The sequence below is a fragment of the Streptomyces sp. NPDC127117 genome (assembly GCF_042677325.1).
GTDB lineage: Bacteria > Actinomycetota > Actinomycetes > Streptomycetales > Streptomycetaceae > Streptomyces.
The window spans coordinates 79,126-103,629 of sequence record NZ_JBHXTM010000029.1; the positions used below are offsets into that span (position 1 = coordinate 79,126).

The window sequence follows — 24,504 nt, forward strand, 5'->3', positions numbered from 1 at the left end:
GTCAGCCGGTGGGGCCGGCGCCCCGCAGCCGTTCCATCTCGCGCCGGTCCCGCTTGGTCGGGCGGCCCGCGCCCCGGTCCCGTACCGGAACCTGGATCGCCGCCTCGCGCGGCGGCGGGGGCGGGCTGTTGTCGACGAAGCACTCCGCCGCCACCGGAGGGCCGACCCGCTTCTTGACGATCTTCGACACGACCACGATGCGGTCGCGTCCGGCGTGCCGGAGCCGTACCTCGTCGCCGACGCGGAGCGTCTGGGCGGGCTTGGCGCGCTCGCCCGCGACCTTCACATGACCCGCGCGGCAGGCGGCAGCGGCCTGCGAACGGGTCTTCGTCAGCCGGACCGACCAGATCCAGACGTCGACCCGAACGCTGCCCTCCGCCTGCGGCGCCTCACCGGAAACCATGTCTCCGACTGTAGGGCCTGTCATGGGCTCGTGGGGATCAGCCGAAGTCGCTGATCACTTCCGACATGTTGTAGCTGTACACCTCGCGCTTGCACGCCCCGCACTTGCTCGGCGCGTGCTCGCTCAGCGACCACAGCTGCGGCGCGAAGCCGTCACCGCGTCCGTGCGCCAGGTAGAAGTCCTCGGGCCCGAACGCCGACTCCAGCGTCTTCGCGTTGCCGACGAGCTGGGACGTTCCGTCGACCGTGCCCGGCGTGGCCTGGAGCAGCCGGCCGTTGTCGTAGCCGTTGCTGCGGTGGAAGTACCACTTGCCCTCGTACCGGGTGACGCCCTGGATCTTGTGCCACAGCGCCTCGTTGTTGAACTTGTCGCCGGTCGGCAGGCCGTAGGCCAGATCGGCGGAGGCGGTCGCGCCGGTGGCGCCCTCGACGGCAGCGGTCAGCGCGGTCATCGGGTACGTGCCGACGCGGCCGGGGCTCGTGCCGCCGTTGTTGGTGTTGCAGTACTCACCGAGGACCATGTGGTCGGTGTCGGTGCGGTCCAGCGAGATGTACGAGGCCTTCGGGCGGCCGGTGGCGTAGCACTGGTTGCCGCTGGTGGTCCCGCCGTTCTTCGCCGTGGTGAACTTCAGCGTGGCGACCTGCGGCATGACGTAGCGGTAGCCGTAGCCGTACCAGACGTTGTTCTGCCGGCCGACCCGCTTCTTGTCCGTGACGTTGCTGACCAGCCCGTCCGGCGTCGGGTCGTCGACGTCGGCCTTGTTGTCCGGGTTGAGGTCCATGATCTTGCGCAGGTCGAAGACCCGCATGCCGTTGGCGGTGTCGGCGACGTACAGGTAGTTGCCGTACCAGACCATGCCACCGGCGTGGATGCCGTTCTGCGCGGCGCAGGAGGACGTCACCTCGGCGAGGCACTTGCCCTCGCGGGCGTGCAGCGCGTCGAAGGAGATGTGGTCCTTGGAGTTCATGTACGGCCAGACCAGCAGCACATGGCGGTACATCTTGGTCGCCTGGTTGAAGAAGGTGACCCGGATGCCCTTCTCGTTGCAGGCGTCCGACGCCGGGCTCAGCAGGCAGTTGTCACGGCCCGAGAGATAGTCGCTGCGGCCCGGGTTCTCCGCGTCGTAACCGGCCACCGCGATCGGCTCGGCGTTGGACGTGCCCCAGTCCTCGTCCTCCTGCGCGTCCGAGACGCCGGTGATGGCCTGCGGCACCCACTCCGAGGAGGTGGCGTCGTCGCTCTGCCAGCAGATGCGGTGGTTGACCGCCAGATCGGAACCGTAGATACCGGCGGTTCCGCAGGCGCCCTCCCAGTCGGCCGGCCGATTGGCCTGCTCCATCAGCTCGGTGAGGCCCTGCTTGGGCAGCGCGGCGTCCAGTTTCGTGACAAGACCGGCAATGTCGGTGCCCTTCGCCAACTTGAAGTCGGCGGCCCGGCCGGGGACGGGGGCGGCGAGGGCGGAGACACCCGGGGCGACGGAAGCGGATTCCCTGCCCGCCGCGGTTCCGGTTCCGGTTCCGGTTCCGGCGAAGTCGTCCTGTTCGCCCTCGGATTCGTTGTCGAACCCGTCGTCCGGCATTCCCTCGTTGCCCGGTACGGGGTCGTCGGCGGCCCGCACCGAGGACGGCGGGGCGGACGCCGGAACGGCGGCGGCACCGGCCGCCGGAACGAGGCCGGAAAGCATCGCACCCGCCGCGACGGCGCAGGCGGCAAAACGTGTTCTACGGGTTGGTTTCCCCATGCGGGAGCCCTTCTTGGTAACGCTGCCGGACAACGGACAACGGTGTGCCCGACTTTGCGTCGGGCACACCGTCCGTTCACGTTAACAAGGCAACTCGGGACCGGGTGCGCACATTTGAACGACGTACATCAGGCCCGCACGGCATGCGCACAGGACTCGTTCGGGGATCGGTTGCGGTTCGGTTTCCACACGGGCGGGCCGCGCCACCGAAGGGCCGGATCCGGCCGCTAACCTTACGTATCCGCCCTGGCCAGGGATCAATTTCCGCAGGTCGGACATTTCTCGCACCCAACTCACGCGAAAGGCCTCGCCCATGGGCATTCGGAGCTTGCTGCGCAAGGTGTTCGGCCGTGACCGCGCGGAGCAGGACGCGCCGACGGCCACGGTCCCGCCCCAGACCGAACGCACCGCGCCCTCGGAGTCGGAGCCGGCCATGACGGCGACCGCGACCGCCACGGCGGACGAGCCGGCCGAGGAGCCGGCCCCGGTGCTCGAAAACGCCCCGGCCACCAAGGCTTCGGTCCCGGCACCCGCCTCTCCCCGGTCCGCCGGCGACGTCGGCGGCCTGGCCTCGGACCTGGTGGCCGCCGCCTTCGACAAGGCGTCCGTCCCCACGGTCCCGGCCCAGGGCTCGGCCCGGAAGCCGGAGTCGACGGAGGTGGAGGCGGAGGCCGCGAAGCCGAAATCGGTGAAGCCGGAGGCCGCCGAGGCCGCCGAGATCGTCGAGACCGCGGAGAAGCCGGAGGCCGCCGAGGCCGCGGAGAAGGTGGAGACCGCCGAGGCCGCCGAGACGGTAGTGACCGTAGAGGCCGCCGAGGCCGCCGCCGAGGTCGAGGTCGAGCCGACCGTGGCCCGGGCCGAGCCGGCGTCGGAGCCCGAGCCGGAGTCGAAGCCCGTGGCGGCCGAGGTCGAGCCGGAGCCCGCACCGGAGCCGGTCAAGGCCGAGGTCGAGACGCAGGAAGAGGCCGAGGTCAAGGTCGAGGTCAAGGTCGAAGCCGAGGCCGAGACCAAGGCGGCCGTCGAGCCGGAGCCCGCCCCCGCCCCCGCCCCCGAGCCGGAGGCGCAGCCCGAACCCGAGGTCAGGGCCGAGGCCACCGAGCCGGAGGCGCAGCCCGAGCCCGCTCCCGCAGCCGAGCCCGAGCCCGCTCCGGCAGCCGCAACCGCCGAGGCCACCGCCACGACCACCCCCGCCCCCAAGCCCGCTCTCACCCTCGCCAAGGTCAAGTCGCGGGCTCCCGGGCTCGTCGACTCGTACAAGGCGGCCCAGGCCGGGCTGAAGGCGCACGGGCTGACCGGGCTGCGCGCCACCGTCTACCTGGTCCTCGACCGCTCGGGCTCCATGCGGCCGTTCTACAAGGACGGCAGCGCCCAGCACCTGGGCGACCGCACGGTGGCGCTCGCCGCACACCTGGACGAGGACGCGACCGTCCCCGTGGTCTTCTTCTCGACGGACATCGACGGCACCGGCACGGTCGGCCTCGCCGACCACGAGGGCCGGATCGACGAGCTGAACGCGGGCCTCGGCCGCCTCGGCCGTACGAACTACCAGCGCGCCGTCGAAGAGGTCGTCGCGCACTACGAGAAGTCCGGTGCGACCGGCCCCGCCCTGGTGATCTTCCAGACGGACGGCCCGCCGGACGCCAAGCAGGCCGCCAGGCAGGCGCTGGCCGACGCGGCTCGGCTGCCGCTGTTCTTCCAGTTCGTCGCGTTCGGCGACGAGGACGCCAAGGGCTTCGACTTCCTGCGCAAGCTGGACGCCCCGAACGCCGGGTTCTTCCACGCGGGCCCCGCGCCCCGGGAGGTCGCGGACGCCACGTTCTACCGCGAGGTCCTCGCCGCGCTCCCCGCCTGGGTCGCCGCCCGCGAAACGGTGACCGCCGACTGATCGACCGGCAGCCGTACGGTCACGGCGAGCCCGCCCTCGGGGCCCGGCACCGCCGTGACCGTACCGCCGTGCGCCACCGCGATGGAGCGCACGATCGACAGGCCCAGGCCGGACCCGCGCCCCATCCGGTCCTTGCCCTCACCCCGCCGGAACGGCTCGAACAGCCCGGGGATGTCCGCCGCGTCCACCACCGGCCCGGTGTTGCGGACCTTCAGCAGCGCCACGCCGCGGGCCGTCTCCAGCGACACGTCCACCGTCCCGTCCGGCACGTTGTACGTGACGGCGTTGGCCAGCAGATTCGCCACCAGCTGTGCCAGCAGCAGCCGGTTCCCGCGCACCGTGCAGCGCCCGGTGGCGGCCTCCACGCCCGGGTGCCGGGCCGTCTCCTCCGCCACCACCCGCGCGAGATCCACCGCCTCCCGCTCGCCCTCGGCGAGCCCGCGCTCGCTGCGCGCCAGCACCAGCAGCCCCTCGATGAGCCGCTCGCTGCGCCGGTTGTTGTCCAGGAGCGTCTGCCGGGTCCGTACCAGATCCTCCGGGGTCGGGTCGTCCAGGCCGATCTGGATCGCGGCCCGCTGGGTGGCGAGCGGGGTCCGCAACTCGTGGGAGGCGTTGGCGATGAACCGCCGCTGGCTGTCGAACGCCTTCTCCAGCCGGGCCAGCAACGCGTCGAGCGTGTCGCCCAGCTCCTTCAGCTCGTCGTCGGGGCCGCTGGACGCGATCCGCTCGTGCAGATTGTGCTCGGAGAGCCGGCGCGCCTTCGCGGTCATGGCGTGCACCGGCCGCAACACCCGCCCCGCGGTCCACCAGCCGACGCCGACCGCGCAGGCCGTCATCACGAGCAGCGCGGCCGCGGACCACATGAGCAGCTGATGACCGGCCGCGTCGCTGACGTGGTCGGTGAGGTCGTAGACGGTGGGCGGCCCGAGACTCCGCCGGGTGATCAGCGGACCGTTCACCGCGTAGCCGGGCTGGACGACCGCGGCGGTGCGGGCGATGTCACGCGCCTGGGAGTCCGTACCGGCGCGGGATGCGAGGTTGACGGTGGTGAGCAGCGCCGTGCCGAGGACCAGGAACACCCCGCCGTACACGAGCGCGATCCTGGTCCGGATCCTGGAGTGCGGCACGCCGGCCGGCGGCCTCACAGGGCGTACCCCACTCCCTGCACCGTACGGATCAGGGCCGGCTCCCCGAGCTTCCCGCGCAGCTTGCTCATGCAGACGCGCACGGCGCCGGTGAACGGATCGGCGTTGGCGTCCCAGGCCCGCTCCAGCAGCTCCTCCGCGCTGACGGTCCCGCCGTCCGCCTCCAGCAGCAGCTGGAGCACGGTGAACTCCTTGGGCGAGAGGTCCAGCTCCCGCCCGTCCCGCGAGGCGGTGCGCCGTACGGTGTCGAGCCGGATGCCGTGCCGTTCCAGCTGCGGCGGGACCGGGCGGGCGCTGCGCCGGCGCAACGCCCGTACCCGCGACACCAGCTCCGGGAACTCGAACGGCTTGCCCACATAGTCGTCGGCGCCGAGGTCGAGCCCGGCGACCCGGTCCTCCATGGAACCGGCGGCGGTGAGCATCAGGATCCTGGTCCGGGAGCCGGAGGCGACGAGCCCGCGCGCCACGTCGTCGCCGTGCACCCGCGGCAGGTCGCGGTCGAGGACGACGACGTCGTAGTCGTGCAGCCCCAGATAGGCGAGGGCGGCGTCACCGCTGTACACCGTGTCGACGGCGAACCCGGCCCGCCGCAGTCCGGTGGCGATCAGCTCCGCCAGGATCTCCTCGTCCTCGGCGACCAGTACCCGCATCGTGATGTCCCCTGCCTCGTACACGCGTGTCCACTCCCTCCCAGGATGCGTCTTTGCTACGGGAAGGGATGTTTCGCAAAGGTCTCCACGTGCGTGGCCGGGTTTATCGGTGTGAGTTGCTCTCCCCCGGGCCGTTAGGATTTCGACCATGGCGGCCACTGGATCCGAGAAGCAAGGGGGCGACGGCGTGAAGAGTTTCTACGTATCGACCCCCATCTACTACGTCAACGACGCTCCTCACCTGGGCCACGCCTACACGACCGTCGCAGGCGACGTGCTCACCCGCTGGCACCGCCAGCGCGGCGAGAAGGTGTGGTACCTCACCGGCACGGACGAGCACGGTCAGAAGATCATGCGCACTGCCGAGGCGAACGAAGTCACCCCGCAGGAGTGGTGCGACAAGCTCGTGGAGGAGGCGTGGAAGCCCCTCTGGGAGCACCTGAACATCGCGAACGACGACTTCATCCGTACGACGGAGAAGCGCCACACCGACCGGGTGCAGGAGTTCGTCCAGGACCTGTACGACAAGGGTGAGATCTACAAGGGCGGCTACGAGGGCCCGTACTGCGTGGGCTGCGAGGAGTACAAACTCCCCGGCGACCTCATCGAGGACGAGGACGGCGTCAAGCTGTGCCCGATCCACAAGAAGCCGGTGGAGATCCTCAAGGAGGAGAACTACTTCTTCAAGCTGAGCGCCTACGGCCCGAAGCTGATGGAGTTCTACGCGAACAACCCGGGCTTCATCCAGCCCGAGTCCGCCCGCAACGAGGTCGTGAACTTCGTCAAGCAGGGCCTCCAGGACCTCTCGATCTCCCGCTCGACCTTCGACTGGGGCGTCCCGGTGCCGTGGGACGAGAAGCACGTCATCTACGTGTGGGTCGACGCCCTGCTGAACTACGCCACGGCGGTCGGCTACGGCGCCAACCAGGAGAAGTTCGACGGCACGTTCCCCGCCGACGTGCACCTGGTCGGCAAGGACATCCTCCGCTTCCACGCGGTGATCTGGCCCGCGATGCTGATGGCGCAGGGCCTGCCGCTGCCCGGGAAGATCGCGGCCAACGGCTGGCTGATGGTCGGCGGCGAGAAGATGTCGAAGTCGAACCTGACGGGCATCAAGCCGCAGGACCTGACCTCGCACTTCGGCGTGGACGCGTACCGCTGGTACTTCCTGCGGGCGATCGCGTTCGGCAGCGACGGCTCGTTCTCCTGGGAGGACTTCTCCGCCCGCTACACCTCCGAGCTGGCCAACGACTACGGCAACCTCGCCTCGCGCGTCGCGGCCATGGTCGGCAAGTACTTCGGCGGGGCGCTCCCGGAGGCCACCGCCGCGGGTGACGCCGAGCAGGCGGTCCAGGAGGGTCTGGCCAGGGCCGTCGCGACGGCCGACGAGAAGATCGGCGAGGAGCTGGACTTCCAGGCGGGCATCCTGGCGATCTTCGACTTCGTGAAGCAGGTCAACGGCTACATCACGGAGCAGGAGCCCTGGAAGGTCGCCAAGGACACCTCTCCCGAGGGCCAGGCCCGGCTCGCGACGATCCTCTACACGGCCGCCGAGTCGCTGCGCGGTGTCGCGGTCCTGCTGAACGCCGTGATGCCGGAGACCTCGCAGAAGCTGTGGGAGTCGCTGGGCGCCGAGGCGTCCCTGGGTGCGCTGGCCGACCAGCGCGTGCAGGACGCGGGCAGCTGGGGCCGGCTCCCGGCGGGCACGACGGTGACGAAGGGCGCGGTGCTCTTCCCGCGCCTGGAGGAGAAGCCCGCGTAAGCGGGATGTGCGTACGGCGAAGGGCGGGACCGCGTTGCCGGTCCCGCCCTTCGCCGTTGCCGCCGCGTATCCGCCGCCCCGGGCCGGCGGCCCCGGTTCTCCGCCGGTTCGGCGGCCGGTTCGACGCCCACCGGGTTCAGCGCTCCAGCGCCTCCGCGTCCCCCATCACGACGACCGGCTTCTTCGCCGGGTCGAGGGTGCTCAGGAGTTCCCGCATCCGGTCCAGGGGGAGCGAGACACAGCCCTGGGTCGGGCCGCCGTGGTCGACGTGGATCCAGATGCCGCCGCCGCGCTCCTGGCCGAGCGGGCGTTCCTGGTCCAGCGGGGTGACGCCGGGGGTCCGGTTGTAGTCGATGGCGACGACGTAGTCGAAGGACCCTTCGAGCGGCTCCCCGTCGAAGCCCTCGCCGCTCACCACGAACGCCGGATTCCGGTCATAGGGGAACGCCGTTTCGGGAGGGTCGAACAGGCCGCCCGCGTAGGTCAGCCCATAAACGCCGACCGGGGTGCGGAGATCGTTCTCCCAGTGCTCGTCGGTCCAGCCGTTCAGTGCGTTGTGGGCCGGCCAGCGGGTGGTGACGGGCAGCCAGCCCAGGGCCGGGTTGTCGCGGGCGTAGAGGACCGCGGTGGACAGGCTGGAGTTGTAGGAGTCGCCGGTGACGACGAAGACCTGTTTGGCGCCGGCCGGAATCTCGGCCCGGGTCTTCGGCCCCAGCGCGGGGATCTCGCGCGGCCGGACGACCGGCGCGTACGGCCCGTGGGCGGCCCGTCTCCGTGCCCCGTCGGCCTGTGGCCCCGCGACACCGGCGGAGGCCGAGGCGGACGCCCGGACGGCCGGGTTTCCGGAGGCGGTGTCGGAGGTCGTGTCGCCGCAGGCGGTGAGCAGCAGCAGCGCGGCGGCACAGGTGCCGACGCGGATGGCGTACGGGGGACGCCGGACGGCCGACGGACGGAACACGGACACGGGAACTCCTCAGCAGTCGTGGGGTGACGGCAGCACGGGCGAGCTCCCCGTCACGCCTCTTACCGCCGACCCCAGTTAACGCCGCGTCGCCCGAGCGCGAATCCGCACGGGGGCCATACGGCTGTATCGCCCGCCGGGCACGCGCGCCGATGAGCCGCGAAGCCGTCCCGTGCGTGTAGGTTCCCGGCCTTGCGTTCCGTGGCGGTGCGCAGGTCTGACCGCAAATCAGGTTCCGGTGGCGGTACGGGCCGCCGTGGCGCGCCCGGCCGGGCCGGTTCTCATGGTCCGCCGCATCCGCTCCGTCCTGCGCCCGTCGGGCGACCGCTCACCCGTTGAGGAACTCCGCGCACCGGTACGGGCCCAGCGCGTCGCCCTCGGAAGGGCGCAGGGTGACCTCGACGTCGTCGGTCCTGACCTTCGGTTCCAGCACGGACTGGGCGCGCGCCATCGTGCACACCAGCTGACCCGTGCCCAGGTCACGCCCCGACCCCGGGTAGGGGCCGTCCAGGCGCACCGTGACGCGGGTGCCCACGCCGGTCGCCTCGTAGCCGCCGAGCTGGGGGACGAGAGAGGTGAGCCCGCCCCGTTGCTCGACCGGCGGCGGCGTTTCGGCGAGCAGCTTCAGTACCGAGATGAGGTCCTTGATCTCCTTGTCGAGCAGCGGCACCGCGCGCAGCCCGGCGGCGGACGCGTAGTACAGCCGCATCCCGCGCGTCGGCCCGGACGCGGGCTCGCCCGCCCCTATCACCCCGGTCGGCTGGACGCCGCACGCCACGAGGGCGCCCCCGAGCGCGGCAACCACGATCCCCTGCCGGATCCTCACTCCGTGTCCTCCCCCGTACGTCGTAGCGGCAGCCGCAGCGTGAACACCGCGCCGCCCCGCGGCCCGTCGGCCACCTCGATCGTGCCTCCGTGCAGCCGGGCGTTCTCCAACGCGATCGCCGTGCCGAGGCCGCTGCCCGGTCCGCTGTCGTCGGCCGCGCCGCGGGTGCGGGCCGCGTCCGCCTTGTAGAACCGGTCGAAGACCCGCTCCCGGGCCCCCGGCGGCAGCCCGGGACCGTGGTCGGCGACCTCCAGCGTCACCCACTCCCCGTCCGCCCCGGCCGCCGTCGCGAGCGTCACGGTGACCGGCGGGGCTCCGTGCCGCAGCGCGTTGCCCACCAGGTTCGCGACGATCACATCGATCCGGCGCCGGTCGACCACCGCCCGCAGCCCCTCGGGCAGCTCCGTCCGCACCCGGCCGGTCCAGCCGCGCAGCGCCAGCGACGCCCGCACGGTGCCGGCGAGATCCGCCTCGGCCGCGTTCAGCCGTACCGCCTTCGCGTCGAAGCGGGAGATCTCCATCAGGTCCTCGACCAGCCGGGACAGCCGGGCCGTCTCCGCACCGACGGTACGGGCCGCCCGCGCCGCGTCCGGCGGCAGCTGGTCGGCGTCCTCCTCCAGGACGGTCGCCACCATCGTCATCGCCGCGAGGGGGGTCCGCAGCTCATGGGACACGTCCGCCACGAAGCGGCGCGCCTTCGCCTCCTGCTCGCGCAGCTCCGTGTCGGAGGTCTGGAGCGCGTCGGCGGTCTCGTTGAACGTCCGGGCCAGGTCGGCGAGTTCGTCGTGCCCGGAGACGACGACCCGGCTGCCGAGGTCCCCGGCGGCCAGCTCACGGGTGGCCCGGCCCAGCTTCCGTACCGGACGCAGGACCGTCCCCGCGGCCAGCAGCGCCAGGACCGCGGCCAGCAGCACCACCGGCACCATGCCCGTGCGTACGGAGTCCAGCAGGGCGGCGGTGTCGTCGCGTTCGGCCCGCAGATCGGTGATCGCGAAGACCTCCAGGCCGGAGGTGCGGCGGTCCCCGTCGGCGAACGTGACGGGCGTGCCGACGACCAGATAGGGATCGCCCCGCCACCGCACCCGCTGGAACCGGGCTCCGTCGCCGGTCATGACGGCGGTGCGCAGCTCGGTGGTGATCCGGGTTCTGGTGTCGGCGAGCGAGTCGGAGACGGCGGAGAGGTCCTGGTAGCGGGCGACGACGATGTTCCCGCCGAGGCCCTCCGACACCCGGGCCGCGAACCGGGACAGCGACTGCTGGTCGGGCGGTACGTCGAAGTCGGCGGCGACCGCGGTGACCCGCTCCCGGAGGTCGTTCACGGCGGCGTTCTGGGTGCGCTGGAGTACGGCGGTGCGGGCGTCCCGGTAGGCGAGGGCGGTCGCGGTCACCGCGCTGATGAGCGCGACGACGACGAAGGTGACGACGAGCCGGACGCGCAGCCCGCCGACGAGCCGCCGGGAGCGCCGCTTCGGGGCGACGCCGCGCCCACGCCGGTCCGTACGTCCCGTGGCAGGCCTCCCCGCACGGCCCGCGGCGGGCCTCCCCGTCCGGTTCACAGCGGGCCTCCCCGTACGGTTCACAGCGGCCCGCTCCGTACGGTTCACAGCGGCCCGTTCCGTACGGTTCACAGCGGTCCGAAGCGGTAGCCGAAGCCCCGCACCGTCTGGACGTACCGCGGTCTGGCCGGCACGTCCTCCAGCTTGGCCCGCAGCCGGCCGACCGCAGCGTCCACCAGCCGGGAGTCACCCAGGAAGGTGTGGTCCCAGACCGATTCGAGAAGCTGCTCGCGGCTGAGGACCCGGCCCGGGGAGGCCGACAGCTCCAGCAGCAGCCGCATTTCGGTGGGCGGCAGCGGGATTGGGGTGCCGTGTTTGGTGACGGTCAGTCCGGCGCGGTCGATCACCAGCCCGGCGAGATCGTCGGCTCCCCCGCGCACCGGCCCGGACGGTTCCGCCCGCCGCAGCGCCGCCCGGATCCGGGCCTCCAGGACGGGTGCGGTGACCGGTTTGACGACGTAGTCGTCGGCGCCCGCCTCCAGGCCCGTCACGATGTCCGAGTCGTCGCCGCGCGCGGTCAGCATGATGACGGGCAGGGTCGCCGAGCGGGCGCGGATGCGGCGGCACACCTCGAAGCCGTCCATGCCGGGCAGCATCAGGTCCAGGACGGCCAGTTCCACCCGCGCGCCCCGTTCCCCGGCCAGCAGGTCCAGGGCCTGCTCGCCGGTGGCGGCGGTCTCCACGCCGTACCCGTGCCGGCGCAGCACGAGCTCCATCCCGTCCCGTACGGACGCGTCGTCCTCGATCAGCAGTACATGCGGCATGGAGCCGATTATGAGCATGCCGGGACCGCCCGCGTCTGCCCCGGACAGGGGCACAGGCGCAGGCCGGGGGCATTGTTACGTTCCCATCATGTGGCCATGGAGGGGCCATCATCTGCGACGGCGAACGTGCGACGCATGACCTTCCCCAGGACGAACCCCCGCGGCCCCCGCGCCACCGCCCGGCTGCGCATGACCGCCCTCGTGACCCTGCCCGTGCTCGCCCTCGCCGTCGCCTGCGGCGGCGGTGACGACGGCGCGGGCGGTACGAAGAAGAGCGATGTGATCGCCGACGTACCGCAGTCGCCGGGCGCGAGCGCCGGGACCGACAAGAACGAGGCCGGCACGCTGCCCGCGGGCAGGAGCGCCTTCTACGACGCCCAGCTGAAGTACGTCCAGTGCATGCGCGTCAAGGGCGGCTACAAGGACTACCCCGACCCCAAGCTCAGCGGCTACCTCGACTGGGAGAAGATCGAGGTGATCGCCTCGAAGCCCGGTCAGAACGAGGCGTACAAGGGCGGCAAGGACGGGGTCTGCGCCCCCGAGCTGCTGGCCGCCATGGACGTCGAGCCCGAGCGCGACCAGCAGAAGTCCTACGAGTCGATGCTCGCGCACGCCAAGTGCATGCGGGACAACGGCGTCTCCAGGTTCACCAACCCGACCATGAGCGGCGGCAACGCCCAGCCGGGCGGCGACCCGAACCCCGCCTCCCCGTCCATCGACACCGACTCACCCGCGTACAAGCAGGCCCGCGAGGCGTGCAAGTCGAAGCTGATCGACAGCGTGGAAGGCATGCAGTGAGGCGCCGCTCCGCCCTCGTCGCGCTCGGTGCGGCGGCCGTCCTCGCCGCCGTCACCGGGGGCGTCCTCTTCCTCGGTGACGGCGGCGACGCGGGCGCCTCCGGGCGGGGCGGCGACCTGCCGCCCGCCACCGCGACCGTCGTACGCACCGACCTCGTACGGTCCACGACGGTCGACGGCAGGCTCGACTTCTCGCAGCGCCGCACCGTCAAGTCCGCCGTCGAGGGCACCGTCACGGTGGCCGCCCCCGAAGGCAGGACGGTGACCATGGGACAGGCGCTGTACGAGCTGAACGACAAGCCCGTCACCCTCCTCTACGGGCCGGTCCCGATGTTCCGCGAGATGAAGGAGGGCGACCGGGGCAGTGACGTGCTCCAGCTGGAGCGCAATCTGCGCGACCTGGGGTACGGCTCGCAGCTCTACGTCGACACGCGGTACGACAAGGGCACCGAGGCCGCCGTGAAGCAGTGGCAGAAGTCCCTGAACCGCGACACCACCGGCCGGGTCGGCCGGGGCGACGTCGTCTTCCAGCCCGACCGGGTCAAGGTGGTCTCCGCCGACGCGGCGCTCGCCGACCAGGTCGGCCCGGACGAACCGGTCCTCACGATCGCCTCCACCCGGCCCGTCGTACGGGCGGAACTGGACCAGGCCGACGGCGCGCTCACCTCGAAGGACACCAAGGTCGAGGTCACCCTGCCGAGCGGGAGGACCGCCGCCGGCCGGGTCGCCGGAACGGTGCGCCCCGAGACGCCCGCCTCCGGGGCCGACTCGGGCGCCCCGGACGGCATCGTCGTGGAGGTCGTGCTGGACGGCGGGGCGAACGCCGCGTCCGGCGAGGACACCAGGAAACCGGCGAGCGTGAAGTTCGTCAGCGAGGCGCACAAGGGGGTCCTCGCGGTCCCCGTCGAGGCGGTCGTCGCCCTGCGCGGCGAGAACGGCGGCTACGGCCTCCAGGTCGTGCGGGGGACCACCTCGACGATGGTGCGGGTGGAGACCGGCATGACCGCCGACGGGCAGATCGAGGTCAGCGGCCCGGACCTGCGCGAGGGCCTGAAGGTCGGAGTGGCCGCGTCATGACACCGGCCCCGGTGATCGAACTGCGGGACGCCACCAAGTCGTACCCCGGCGGCGTCCACGCCCTGCGCGGGGTGAACCTCACCGTCGAGGAGGGCGAGCTGCTCGCCGTCGTCGGCCCGTCCGGCTCCGGCAAGTCCACGATGCTCAACATCATGGGCACCCTCGACAAGCCCACCACGGGCACCGTCGAGGTCGCCGGATACGACGTGTCCGGGCTCTCCGACTCCCGGCTCTCCGCACTGCGCGCCCGCCACATCGGGTTCGTGTTCCAGCACTTCCACCTGGCGGCGGGGCGCGACGCGGTGGACAACGTCGCCGACGGCCTGCTGTACGCGGGCGTGCCGCTGAAGGAGCGGCGCAGCCGTGCCCGGGAGGCGCTGGCCAGGGTCCGGCTGGACCACCGCCGCTCGCACACACCGAACGAGCTGTCCGGCGGCGAGAAGCAGCGGGTGGCCATCGCCCGCGCCCTGGTGGGCAGCCCCCGGCTGCTGCTGGCGGACGAACCGACCGGGGCGCTGGACACCACGTCCGGCGAGATCGTCATGGAGCTGCTGCACGAGCTGAACGCGTCCGGCACGACCGTCTGCGTGATCACCCACGACAACGAGATCGCGGACTCGCTGCCGCGCCGGGTCCGCTTCCGGGACGGCGAGATCGTCTCGGACACGCGCTCCGGCGCGATCGCCGGCCCCGGTTCCGGCTCCCGCTCCGAACTCCGCACGGAAGGGGCCGGTTCATGAGGAACGACCTGCGGCCCTCGCGGCTCTCCCCCCGCGATGTCCTCCGCGTCGGCGCGGTCGGCCTGCGCGCCCGCCGCGCGCGCGTGGTGCTCTCGGCACTCGGCATCGCCATCGGCATCGCGACCATGGTCGCGGTCGTCGGCCTGTCCGAGTCGAGCCGCGCTGACCTGATGGCCCGGCTCGACCGCCTCGGCACCAACCTCCTCACCGCCGAGGCGGGCCAGGACGCCACGGGGCAGCGGATCCGGCTCCCGAAGAACGCGGTCGCGATGGTCGAGCGCATCGGCCCGGTGCGGCACGCCACGGCCACCGCCGACATCGACGCCCGCATCCGCCGCAGCGATGTGGTCCCCGAGGAACGCAGCGCCGGTGTCACCGCCCAGGCGGCCCGCATCGACCTGCTGTCCACGCTCGGCGGCCGGGTCGCGAAGGGCAGCTGGCTGAACCCGGCCGGCGAACGCCTCCCGACGACGGTCCTCGGCGCGGTGGCGGCGGAGCGCCTGGGCGTCACCCGCACCGGCGAGACGATCATGATGAACGACACCCGCATGGTCGTCGTCGGCATCCTCGAACCGCTCGAACTGGTTCCCACCCTGGACCGGGTGGCCATGGTCGGATTCCCCGCCGCCGAGCGTCACTTCGGCTTCGACGGCCACCCGACCACCGTCTTCGAGCGCTCCACGGACGCCTCGGTCGAGGACGTACGGGCGGTCCTGGCCCGCAGCATCAACCCCGGCAGCGAAGGGGGAATCAGGGTCTCCCGCCCCTCGGACGCGCTGGCCGCCAAGGCCGCCACCGACGAGGGGCTGACCAATCTGATGCTCGGTCTGGGCGCGGTGGCCCTGCTGGTCGGCGGGGTGGGCGTCGCCAACACCATGGTCATCTCCGTCCTGGAACGCCGCCAGGAGATCGGGCTGCGCCGCTCGCTGGGCGCGACCCGGGGCGCGATCCGGCTCCAGTTCCTGACCGAGTCACTGCTGCTGTCGGCGCTGGGCGGGGCGACGGGCGCACTGCTGGGCGCGGCGGCGACGTACGGCTTCGCGCAGGTCCAGGGGTGGACGGCGGTGGTCCCGCCCTGGTCCCTGGCGGGCGGCCTGGCCGCCACCCTCCTGATCGGCGTGGTCGCGGGCCTCTATCCGGCGGTCCGCGCCTCGCGGCTGCATCCGACGGTGGCTCTGAACGCGACCTGAGACGGGCCACCGGAAACGTGGAACATCCCCCGGCCGGGGTCGGCCGGGGGATGTTTCACGTGGAACCGGAGCGGAACCGGTGGCGCTTACTTCGCGCCGGTGTCCCTCGCCACGGAGTCCTTGGCGTCCGCCTTCTCCTTCACCGTCGCCGCCGGCTTGCGGAGCTGGATGTTCAGCTCGCGCAGCCGGGTCTCGTCCAGCTCCGTCGGGGCGCCCATCATCAGGTCCTGGGCGTTGCCGTTGAGCGGGAAGGCGATCGTCTCGCGGATGTTGGGCTCGTCGGCCAGCAGCATCACGATGCGGTCGACGCCCGGGGCGATGCCGCCGTGCGGCGGGGCGCCGAGGCGGAAGGCGCGCAGCATGCCCGCGAACTCGTGCTCGACGGTCTCGCGGTCGTAACCGGCGATCTCGAAGGCCTTGAGCATCAGCTCGGGCTCGTGGTTACGGATGGCGCCGGAGGACAGCTCGATGCCGTTGCAGACGATGTCGTACTGCCAGGCCAGGATGTCCAGCGGGTCCTTCTCCTCCAGGTCCTTCAGGCCGCCCTGGGGCATCGAGAAGGGGTTGTGGGAGAAGTCGATCTTGCCGGTGTCCTCGTCCTTCTCGTACATCGGGAAGTCGACGATCCAGCAGAACCGGAAGACGCCCTCCTCGAAGTGGCCGGCGCGCTTGGCGGCCTCGACGCGGACGACGGACATGATCTTGGAGACCTCGTCGAACTCGCCGGCGCCGAAGAAGACCGCGTGGCCCGGCACGAGGGAGAGCCGCTCGGTGAGGGTCTTCACGTCGGTCTCGGTGAGGAACTTGGCGATCGGACCCGCCAGGTTGCCGTCCTCACCGACCCGGACCCAGGCCAGGCCCTTGGCGCCGTGCTGGACGGCGTAGTCGCCGAGGCCGTCGAAGAACTTCCGGGACTGGCCGGCGGTGTCCGGGACCGGGAGGGCGCGGACGTGCTTGCCGGCGAACGCCTTGAACTCCGAGTCGGCGAAGACGTCGGAGATGTCGACCAGTTCCAGCTTGGCGCGCAGGTCGGGCTTGTCGTTGCCGTACTTCAGCATCGACTCGCGGAACGGGATGCGCGGGAACGGCGACGTGACGTGGCGGCCGTTGCCGAACTCCTCGAAGAGCTCGGTCATCAGCTTCTCGATCGGCCGGAAGACGTCCTCCTGCTCGACGAACGACATCTCGACGTCGAGCTGGTAGAACTCGCCGGGCGAACGGTCCGCGCGGGCGTCCTCGTCGCGGAAGCACGGCGCGATCTGGAAGTAGCGGTCGAAGCCGGAGATCATCAGCAGCTGCTTGAACTGCTGCGGGGCCTGCGGCAGGGCGTAGAACTTGCCCGGGTTCAGACGCGACGGGACGACGAAGTCACGGGCGCCCTCGGGGGAGGTCGCGGTGAGGATCGGGGTCGCCATCTCGTTGAAGCCGAGGGCCACCATCTTGGCGCGGATCGAGGCGATGACCGCCGAGCGCAGCATGATGTTGCGGTGCATGCGCTCGCGGCGCAGGTCGAGGAAGCGGTACTCCAGGCGCCGCTCCTCGTTGACCCCGTCCTCGGTGTTGATCGTGAAGGGCAGCGGGGCGGCCTCGCCCAGCACCTCGACCTCGGTGACCTCGATCTCGATCTCGCCGGTCGGGAGCTCCGGGTTGACGTTGTCGGCGCCGCGCGCGGAGACCTTGCCGTCGATCCGTACGACGGTCTCCTTGGTGAGCTTCGCCAGCGCCTCGTTGCCGGGGGTGCCGGGACGGGCGACCAGCTGCACCAGACCGTAGTGGTCGCGCAGATCGATGAAGAGGATGCCACCCAGGTCTCGGCGATTGTGCAGCCAGCCGCTCAGTCGGACGTCGGTGCCGACGTCAGAGGCGCGGAGCTCGCCGCAGGTGTGGGACCTGTACCGATGCATCGTCGTTCATCCAGTCTTCGCGGTTCGGGGTGGATTCAGCCTCCCCAGGCTACCGCCCGCACCCGCACCGAATCATTGACATTGACATTTCAAGATCATCCGGAGGTCTCCGGCGGGCCGCGGCGGCCCCTCGGACCCCGCCCGGACACTCCCTGGGCGGCCCCCTCGGTGGCGTCCACGGAGCAGACCTTCTTAAAGTGGGGCAATGCGCACCGAGGACGTCCTGGCCGCGACCGCGACCGGTCTGTGGCGCTGGGACAACGGATCCGGGACCTTCACGCTCGATGCGGAGGCGGCCCGGCTCCTGGAGCTGCCCGCGGGGGGCGGTGTCTTCCGCGAGTCCGCGGTGCGTTCCCGTTTCCACCCCATCGACTGGAACGAGGTCTACGGGGTGGTGAACCTCGCGCTCGCCGAGGGCACCCTCGCCGAGGCCCGGCTGCGGATCGTGGACGGCACCGGCCGGGTGCTGCGCACCGTACGCAGCCGCTCCAAGCCGCTGTCGCGCGAGCGGCCGGACGGGGCGGGCCGCGTACTGCTCGGCACCCTCCAGGAGGTCGCCGAGCCGCATCCGGGCACCACCGGGGCGCCCGCCCCCGTCACCGGCGACTGGCGCCGCTCCCGCGAGGCGTTCCTGCTGGACGCCGGCCGGGCGCTGGCCGAGGCCAGGTCGACCGAGGAGGTGCTGCGGGTCGCCGCCTCGCTCTCCATGCCGGGGTTCTCGCCGGACGGCCTCGCGGTCTTCGGCGTCGCGGGCGAGCGGCTGACGGTCGTCGGGCACCACGGGCACAGCGTGGGCGACGAGGACCCGTTCACCGACATGCCGCTGGAGACCGACTACCCGGCCGCCGAGGTGGTACGGACGGGGCGGGCGATCTATCTGCCGTCGCCCGAGGACTACAGCCGCCGCTACCCGGTCACCTGGCCGCTCGCCAGCCGGTTCGGGCGCCGCTCCTGGGCCTTCCTGCCGCTGATCGTCGCCGGTCGCACCATGGGCGCCTGGATGGCGGGGTTCCGGCACCCGGTCTCGTTCACGCCGGACGAGCGGTCCGTACTGACGACCGTGGCCCGGATGCTGGCGCAGGCGCTGACCCGGGCCGGGGTCGCCGAGACCGAGCGGGAGCTGTCGCTGGGGCTCCAGCGCTCGATGATGCCGACCCTGGGCCCCGAAATCCCGGGGATGACGGTCGCCGCCCGCTACATCCCGACCGGCGGCGGTCTCCAGGTCGGCGGCGACTGGTACGACATGATCCCGCTCCCCAACGGCCGGATCGCCCTGGTCATCGGCGACGTCCAGGGCCACGACGTGCGGGCCGCCGGGCTGATGGGGCAGTTGCGGATCGCCCTGCGCGCGTACGCCGCCGAGGGGCACCGCCCGGACGCGGTCCTCTCGCGGGCGTCCCGTTTCCTCTCCGGGCTCACGGACGCGTACGAGGACGGCGACGAGACCGGGCCGCGCTTCGCCACCTGTCTGTACGCGGAGACCGACCCGGAGACCGGCACGCTGGACATCGCGCGGGCCGGCCACCCCGACCCCGTGGTGATCACCGCCGACGGGACGGCGATGATCCACCAGACCGAGGGCGGAATGCCGCTCGGCGTCGAGACGGACGCCGACTATCCGACGAGCCGGCTCACCCTGGAGCCGGGAGAAACGATCATGCTCTGTACGGACGGGCTGATCGAGACCGGCGGCCATGACATGTTCTCCGGCTGGGACCGGCTGCGGCCGGTCCTTGAGCAGCAGACCGCCGACCTGGAGAAGCTCGCCGACGCCCTCGTGCAGGCCGTGCACGGGCCCACGTCGCACTACACGACGGGCCCGCTGGCGGACCGCCGGGAGGACGACATCGCGTTGCTGCTGCTCCGGTGCGACGGGGGGACGCGGCGACGGCCGGCGCCCCGGCGCACCGCGCTGACCATCGCGCAGGCCGAGCCGGAGCGGATCGCGGCGGCCCGGCAGCAGATGCGGGACCTGCTGCACGACTGGGCGGATCCGGAGCAGGTCGACGCGGCGGTGCTGATGATCTCCGAGATGGCCACCAACGTCCTCGTCCACACGGACGGGGACGCGCTGATGCTCGCGCAGGCGACGGGGGAGCACGGCGAGCGGCTGCTGCGGGTGGAGGTGTCCGACGGCAGCGACGAACTCCCGCACAAGCGGCGCCCCGGGGAGATGGCCTCCAGCGGCCGCGGACTGGTGCTGATGGAGATGCTCGCCGACGCGTGGGGGGTGGACCCGCGGGGCGCGGGGAAGTCGATCTGGTTCGAGCTGTACGAGTCGGGTCCGGAGAGCTGAGTCCCGCAGAGCCGATTCCCGGAAAGCCGAGTACCGCAGAGCCGAGTGCCGGAAAGCCAAGTGCCGGAAAGCCGAGTCAGGCGCCTTCCGGGGCCGGTCCGGTCCGGGGCCCCTCCCCGGGCGCCGGCCCCGGCCCCGGCCGGTCCCCGCGCAGTTCGCCGAGGACTCCGAAGGCCGCCGCGCAGACCGGCACCGCGAGCAGCATGCCCAGCAGGCCCGCCACGCTGGCGCCCGCGGTCAGCGCGATCATGATCATGGCGGGGTGCATCTGCACCGTACGGCTCTGGATCACCGGTTGCAGGACGTGTCCCTCCAGCACCTGCACGGCCAGTACGACCCCCAGCGCCCAGAGCGCGATCACGAACCCCCGGTCGGCGAGCGCCACCAGGACCGCGACCGCGCCCGAGAGGAACGCCCCGAGGTAGGGGATGTAGGCCCCGACGAAGACCAGCGCCCCGAGCCCCACCGCGCCGGGGACGCGCAGGATCAGCAGGCCGACGGTGATGCAGATGGCGTCGATCAGCGCGATGAACGTGGTGCCGCGCATGAAGCCCTCGACGGCTTCGAAGGCCCGCCGCCCCATCGCCTCGACCAGGTCCCCGGTCCCGCGCGGGGCGATCGAGTGTGCGAGGCCCGCGGCCCGGTCGGAGTCGCGCAGGAAGAAGAAGGTCAGCAGGAGCGCGAGGACGCTGGTGGCGATGAGCGAGCCGATCAGGCTGAGCCCGGACAGGAGCCCGCCCGCGGCGCTCGCCCCGAACTTCTCGACGAGCTTCTGGGCGTTGGCCACCAGGTCGTCCACGCTGGTGTTCTTGCCGATCCCGAAGTGGTCGACGGCCCACTGGGCGACGTCCTTCAGCGACCGGACGATCTGGTCACCGGTGTCGACGAGCGCGGTGACGACGATGTACCCGGCGCCCCCGACCACCGCGACGAGCAGCACACAGGTGAGCCCCGCGGCGAGCGAGCGCTTCAGCCCGCGGGCGGTCAGCCAGCCGTGCACCGGCCCGAGCAGCGCCGTACCGAGCAGCGCGAGCAGCACGGGAGTGACCGCGGTCTTGAGGGCGATGCACAGCCAGATGGCGACCGCGGCCACCCCGGTGACGAGGAGGACCACGCAGCACCAGGCGGCGGCACGGCGCGCGCCGTCGGGCAGGAGGGGTTTGTGGGTCTGCACCCTCCCACCCGATCACGGCGCGGGGGCCGTGTCCCGCCTGCGGAGCCGTACGGGTGACGGTCCGTCAAGCGGCGGCGGTCACATCCCGTGGACGGCGGGCACGGTGCCGAGGCGGCCGGCCTGGAAGTCCTCGAATGCCTGCTTCAGCTCGGCCTGGCTGTTCATCACGAACGGCCCGTAGTGCGCCATCGGCTCCCGGATCGGACGGCCGCCGAGCAGCACGACCTCCAGGTCCGGGGCGTTGCCGTCCTGCTTCTCGTCCGCGCGGACGGTCAGCGAGGAACCGGCGCCGAAGACCGCCGTCTGCCCCATGTGGACGGGGCGGCGCTCCGCACCGACGGTGCCGCGGCCGGCCAGCACGTACGCGAGTCCGTTGAAGTCCTCGCGCCACGGCAGGGTCACCTCGGCGCCGGGGCGCACGGTGGCGTGGATCATCGTGATCGGGGTGTGCGTGATGCCGGGGCCCTGGTGCCCGTCCAGCTCTCCGGCGATGACGCGGAGCAGCGCGCCGCCGTCCGGGGAGGCGAGGAGCTGGACCTGGCCGCCGCGGATGTCCTGGTAGCGGGGGTCCATCATCTTGTCGGCCTTGGGCAGGTTCACCCAGAGCTGGAGGCCGTGGAAGAGGCCGCCCGACATCACCAGGGACTCCGGCGGGGCCTCGATGTGCAGCAGCCCGGAACCGGCGGTCATCCACTGGGTGTCGCCGTTCTGGATGGTGCCGCCGCCACCGTTGGAGTCCTGGTGGACGAAGGTTCCGTCGATCAGGTACGTCACGGTCTCGAAGCCGCGGTGCGGGTGCCAGGGGGTGCCCTTCGGCTCACCGGCCGCGTACTCCACCTCACCCATCTGATCCATCATGATGAACGGGTCGAGGTACTTGTAGTTGATCCCGGCGAACGCACGGCGAACCGGGAAGCCCTCGCCCTCGAATCCGCTCGGCGCCGTCGTGACGGCGAGCACGGGGCGGGCCACCGCGTCGCCGGAAGCGGCGACCTTGGGCAGGGTCAGCGGGTTTTCGACAGTCACTGCGGGCATGGGAGCCACCTTCCGGGATCGTCCTGCCTTCAATTTAGTTGAATGGTGAACATCCTGCAAGGCGCGCTTCATTCCCGCCCGCGCTCCCACCCGCCCGGAGCAACGGAAGGGGCGGCGGAAGAGGGCAGCACAAAGGGCCCGCACCGAGCGGTGCGGGCCCTTCACGAACGATCGGACGTCAGCCGTACATGCGGCGCATCGCGAAGTCGACCATCTGCTCCACGGCCTTCGCGTCGAAGACCATGCGGTGCTCACCCTCCATGTCGAGGACGAAGCCGTAGCCGGTCGGCAGCAGGTCGATCACCTCGGCCCCGGTGATCACGAAGAACTTGGACTCCTTGCCCGCGTACAGCCGCAGTTCCTTGAGCGTGGTGAACATCGGGATCACCGGCTGCTGGGTGTTGTGCAGCGCGAGGAAGCCCGGGTTGTCGCCGCGCGGGCAGTAGACCTTCGACGTCGCGAAGATCTGCTGGAAGTCCTCGGCGGACAGCGAGCCGGTGGTGAAGGCCCGTACCGCGTCGCCCAGGGACGGCGGCGAGGGCTCGGGATACAGCGGCTGCTCGCCGTAGCCGCCACCCATCTGCTGCTGTGCGCCCGGGTTCTGGTCGTAGCCGTACATACCGCAAAGAGTAATCGGACACATCGGGGCCTTGAGGGGTTGCGTCTTATTACTGACGGGTAGCATCATCGTAGAGGTCAGCTGATATACGCACCGCCAGCTCGTCGCCCACCCGGCCCACACCCCGTCCCCGGGGCGCTGCGCGCCACTGCTATTGATTACGGAGCCTTCCATGGGGCACTACAAGTCGAATCTCCGCGACATCGAGTTCAACCTCTTCGAGGTGCTCGGGCGCGACAAGACGTACGGCACCGGCCCGTTCGCCGAGATGGACGTCGAGACGGCGAAGAGCATCCTCGACGAGGTCAACCGCCTCGCGGAGAACGAGCTGGCCGACTCCTTCGCCGACGCCGACCGCAACCCGCCGGTCTTCGACCCGGAGACCAACACCGCACCGGTCCCGGCGACCTTCAAGAAGTCGTACCAGGCGTTCATGGACTCCGAGTACTGGCGTCTGGGCCTGCCCGAGGAGATCGGCGGCACCACCTCGCCGCGCTCCCTGATCTGGGGCTACGCGGAGCTGCTGCTCGGCTCGAACCCGGCCGTGTGGATGTACTCCTCCGGCCCGGCGTTCGCCGGCATCCTCTTCGAGGAGGGCAACGAGGCGCAGAAGAAGATCGCCGAGATCGCCGTCGAGAAGCAGTGGGGCTCGACGATGGTGCTGACCGAGCCGGACGCGGGCTCCGACGTCGGCGCCGGCCGCACGAAGGCCGTCGAGCAGGAGGACGGCTCCTGGCACATCGAGGGCGTGAAGCGCTTCATCACCTCGGGCGAGCACGACATGTCCGAGAACATCATCCACTACGTGCTGGCCCGCCCCGAGGGCGCAGGCCCCGGCACGAAGGGCCTCTCGCTCTTCATGGTCCCGAAGTTCCACTTCGACTGGACCACCGGCGAGCTGGGCGAGCGCAACGGCGTGTACGCGACCAACGTCGAGCACAAGATGGGCCTCAAGGCGTCCAACACCTGCGAGATGACCTTCGGCGACCAGCACCCCGCCAAGGGCTGGCTGATCGGCGACAAGCACGACGGCATCCGCCAGATGTTCCGCATCATCGAGTTCGCCCGCATGATGGTCGGCACGAAGGCCATCGCCACCCTGTCGACCGGCTACCTGAACGCGCTGGAGTACGCCAAGGAGCGCGTCCAGGGCACGGACCTGTCGCAGTTCATGGACAAGACCGCCCCCAAGGTCACCATCACGCACCACCCCGACGTGCGCCGTTCCCTCATGACGCAGAAGGCGTACGCGGAGGGCATGCGCTCCCTGGTGCTGTACACCGCCTCCGTCCAGGACGCGATCCAGGAGAAGGAGGCCGCGGGCGAGGACGCGAAGGCGCTGCACGGCCTCAACGACCTGCTGCTCCCGATCGTGAAGGGCTACGGCTCCGAGAAGTCCTACGAGCAGCTGGCGCAGTCGCTCCAGACCTTCGGCGGCTCCGGGTACCTCCAGGAGTACCCGATCGAGCAGTACATCCGTGACGCCAAGATCGACACGCTGTACGAGGGCACGACGGCGATCCAGGGCCAGGACTTCTTCTTCCGGAAGATCGTCCGCGACCAGGGTGCCTCGCTGAACGCCCTCTCCGAGGAGATCAAGAAGTTCCTCGCCGGCTCCCAGGGCAACGAGGAGCTGTCCGGTGCGCTGGACTCGCTCGCCAAGGCGGCCGTGGACCTGGAGGCGATCGTCGGCACGATGATCACCGACCTCACCGCGACCGGCGAGGACGTCAAGAACATCTACAAGGTGGGTCTCAACACCACCCGCCTGCTGATGGCCTCCGGCGATGTCGTCGTCGGCTACCTGCTGCTCAAGGGCGCGGCCGTCGCGGCGGAGAAGCTGCCGGCCGCGACCGGGAAGGACGTCGCCTTCTACCGGGGCAAGATCGCCGCCGCGCCCGGCTCCATCCGGGGCGACTTCGGCACCATCACCCGGGAGAACCTCATCCACGCCTCGGACTCCGAGGAGTCCGCGGAGC

General features: G+C 71.4%; 20 protein-coding genes. 8 read left to right on the plus strand and 12 right to left on the minus strand.

What is annotated here, in order from left to right; all coding sequences use genetic code 11:
* Position 1: 1 nt before the first annotated feature.
* The gene (locus ACFVH0_RS24785) at positions 2–403 is read right to left on the minus strand and encodes an RNA-binding S4 domain-containing protein (RefSeq protein WP_385823433.1); all 402 of its coding nucleotides are present in this window, start codon (positions 401–403) and stop codon (positions 2–4) included.
* A 37-nt stretch (positions 404–440) separates the two neighbouring features.
* The gene (locus tag ACFVH0_RS24790; RefSeq protein WP_385823435.1) at positions 441–2,087 is read right to left on the minus strand and encodes a hypothetical protein; all 1,647 of its coding nucleotides are present in this window, start codon (positions 2,085–2,087) and stop codon (positions 441–443) included.
* A gap of 370 nt (positions 2,088–2,457) precedes the next feature.
* Here ACFVH0_RS24790 and ACFVH0_RS24795 point away from each other — a divergent pair, with 370 nt between their 5' ends.
* A complete protein-coding gene (locus ACFVH0_RS24795) occupies positions 2,458–4,029 on the plus strand; it encodes a VWA domain-containing protein (RefSeq protein WP_385823437.1) in 1,572 nt (523 codons plus the stop codon).
* Here ACFVH0_RS24795 and ACFVH0_RS24800 read toward each other — a convergent pair.
* Both ACFVH0_RS24800 and ACFVH0_RS24805 read right to left on the minus strand, forming a co-directional pair.
* A complete protein-coding gene (locus tag ACFVH0_RS24800; RefSeq protein ID WP_385823439.1) occupies positions 3,963–5,156 on the minus strand; it encodes a sensor histidine kinase in 1,194 nt (397 codons plus the stop codon). The genes ACFVH0_RS24795 and ACFVH0_RS24800 overlap by 67 nt on opposite strands.
* A 14-nt stretch (positions 5,157–5,170) precedes the next feature.
* Positions 5,171–5,824, minus strand: coding sequence for a response regulator transcription factor (locus ACFVH0_RS24805; protein ID WP_385823474.1), 654 nt, complete (start codon positions 5,822–5,824; stop codon positions 5,171–5,173).
* Between the two features lie 148 nt (positions 5,825–5,972).
* Here ACFVH0_RS24805 and metG point away from each other — a divergent pair, with 148 nt between their 5' ends.
* On the plus strand, positions 5,973–7,586 hold the full coding sequence (gene metG, locus ACFVH0_RS24810; protein WP_385823442.1) for a methionine--tRNA ligase: 1,614 nt from the start codon (positions 5,973–5,975) through the stop codon (positions 7,584–7,586).
* Between the two features lie 136 nt (positions 7,587–7,722).
* On the opposite strand, the gene ACFVH0_RS24815 is transcribed toward metG, so the two are convergent.
* From ACFVH0_RS24815 to ACFVH0_RS24830, 4 genes are all read right to left on the minus strand, one after another.
* Entirely contained in the window at positions 7,723–8,550 is an 828-nt protein-coding gene (locus tag ACFVH0_RS24815; protein WP_385823444.1) for a L,D-transpeptidase family protein, read from the minus strand.
* A 325-nt stretch (positions 8,551–8,875) separates the two neighbouring features.
* Positions 8,876–9,373 carry a hypothetical protein gene (locus ACFVH0_RS24820; protein WP_385823446.1) on the minus strand — a complete coding sequence of 166 codons (498 nt, stop codon included), beginning with the start codon at positions 9,371–9,373 and terminating at the stop codon, positions 8,876–8,878.
* Positions 9,370–10,929, minus strand: coding sequence for an ATP-binding protein (locus tag ACFVH0_RS24825; RefSeq protein ID WP_385823448.1), 1,560 nt, complete (start codon positions 10,927–10,929; stop codon positions 9,370–9,372). The genes ACFVH0_RS24820 and ACFVH0_RS24825 overlap by 4 nt, the downstream gene beginning before the upstream one ends.
* A gap of 68 nt (positions 10,930–10,997) precedes the next feature.
* Complete coding sequence (locus ACFVH0_RS24830; protein ID WP_385823449.1) at positions 10,998–11,693, minus strand: response regulator; 696 nt, start codon at positions 11,691–11,693, stop codon at positions 10,998–11,000.
* A 135-nt stretch (positions 11,694–11,828) separates the two neighbouring features.
* Between ACFVH0_RS24830 and ACFVH0_RS24835 the strand changes: the two genes are divergently transcribed.
* The 4 genes from ACFVH0_RS24835 to ACFVH0_RS24850 are packed head-to-tail and all read left to right on the plus strand — an operon-like array spanning position 11,829 to position 15,497.
* Positions 11,829–12,491 carry a hypothetical protein gene (locus ACFVH0_RS24835; protein WP_385823451.1) on the plus strand — a complete coding sequence of 221 codons (663 nt, stop codon included), beginning with the start codon at positions 11,829–11,831 and terminating at the stop codon, positions 12,489–12,491.
* Positions 12,488–13,567: a peptidoglycan-binding protein gene (locus ACFVH0_RS24840; RefSeq protein WP_385823453.1), complete on the plus strand. Its 1,080-nt coding sequence runs from the start codon at positions 12,488–12,490 to the stop codon at positions 13,565–13,567. The genes ACFVH0_RS24835 and ACFVH0_RS24840 overlap by 4 nt, the downstream gene beginning before the upstream one ends.
* A complete protein-coding gene (locus tag ACFVH0_RS24845; protein WP_385823455.1) occupies positions 13,564–14,307 on the plus strand; it encodes an ABC transporter ATP-binding protein in 744 nt (247 codons plus the stop codon). The genes ACFVH0_RS24840 and ACFVH0_RS24845 overlap by 4 nt, the downstream gene beginning before the upstream one ends.
* Complete coding sequence (locus ACFVH0_RS24850) at positions 14,304–15,497, plus strand: ABC transporter permease (RefSeq protein WP_385823457.1); 1,194 nt, start codon at positions 14,304–14,306, stop codon at positions 15,495–15,497. Before ACFVH0_RS24845 ends, ACFVH0_RS24850 begins: the two co-directional genes overlap by 4 nt.
* Before the next feature lie 86 nt (positions 15,498–15,583).
* Here the strand turns inward: ACFVH0_RS24850 and aspS are convergent, their stop codons facing one another.
* The gene (gene aspS / locus ACFVH0_RS24855; protein ID WP_385823459.1) at positions 15,584–17,401 is read right to left on the minus strand and encodes an aspartate--tRNA ligase; all 1,818 of its coding nucleotides are present in this window, start codon (positions 17,399–17,401) and stop codon (positions 15,584–15,586) included.
* Positions 17,402–17,606: 205 nt separating this feature from the next.
* On the opposite strand from aspS, the gene ACFVH0_RS24860 reads away from it, so the two are divergent.
* On the plus strand, positions 17,607–19,697 hold the full coding sequence (locus ACFVH0_RS24860) for a SpoIIE family protein phosphatase (RefSeq protein WP_385823461.1): 2,091 nt from the start codon (positions 17,607–17,609) through the stop codon (positions 19,695–19,697).
* A gap of 76 nt (positions 19,698–19,773) precedes the next feature.
* On the opposite strand, the gene ACFVH0_RS24865 is transcribed toward ACFVH0_RS24860, so the two are convergent.
* The 3 genes from ACFVH0_RS24865 to ACFVH0_RS24875 form a co-directional block, all read right to left on the minus strand.
* On the minus strand, positions 19,774–20,871 hold the full coding sequence (locus tag ACFVH0_RS24865) for an AI-2E family transporter (protein ID WP_385823464.1): 1,098 nt from the start codon (positions 20,869–20,871) through the stop codon (positions 19,774–19,776).
* Positions 20,872–20,949: 78 nt separating this feature from the next.
* On the minus strand, positions 20,950–21,906 hold the full coding sequence (locus ACFVH0_RS24870; RefSeq protein WP_385823466.1) for a pirin family protein: 957 nt from the start codon (positions 21,904–21,906) through the stop codon (positions 20,950–20,952).
* 178 nt (positions 21,907–22,084) lie between these two features.
* On the minus strand, positions 22,085–22,525 hold the full coding sequence (locus ACFVH0_RS24875; protein WP_385823468.1) for an SseB family protein: 441 nt from the start codon (positions 22,523–22,525) through the stop codon (positions 22,085–22,087).
* Between the two features lie 172 nt (positions 22,526–22,697).
* On the opposite strand from ACFVH0_RS24875, the gene ACFVH0_RS24880 reads away from it, so the two are divergent.
* On the plus strand, positions 22,698–24,504 hold a 1,807-nt coding region (locus ACFVH0_RS24880; RefSeq protein WP_385823470.1), incomplete at its 3' end, for an acyl-CoA dehydrogenase C-terminal domain-containing protein.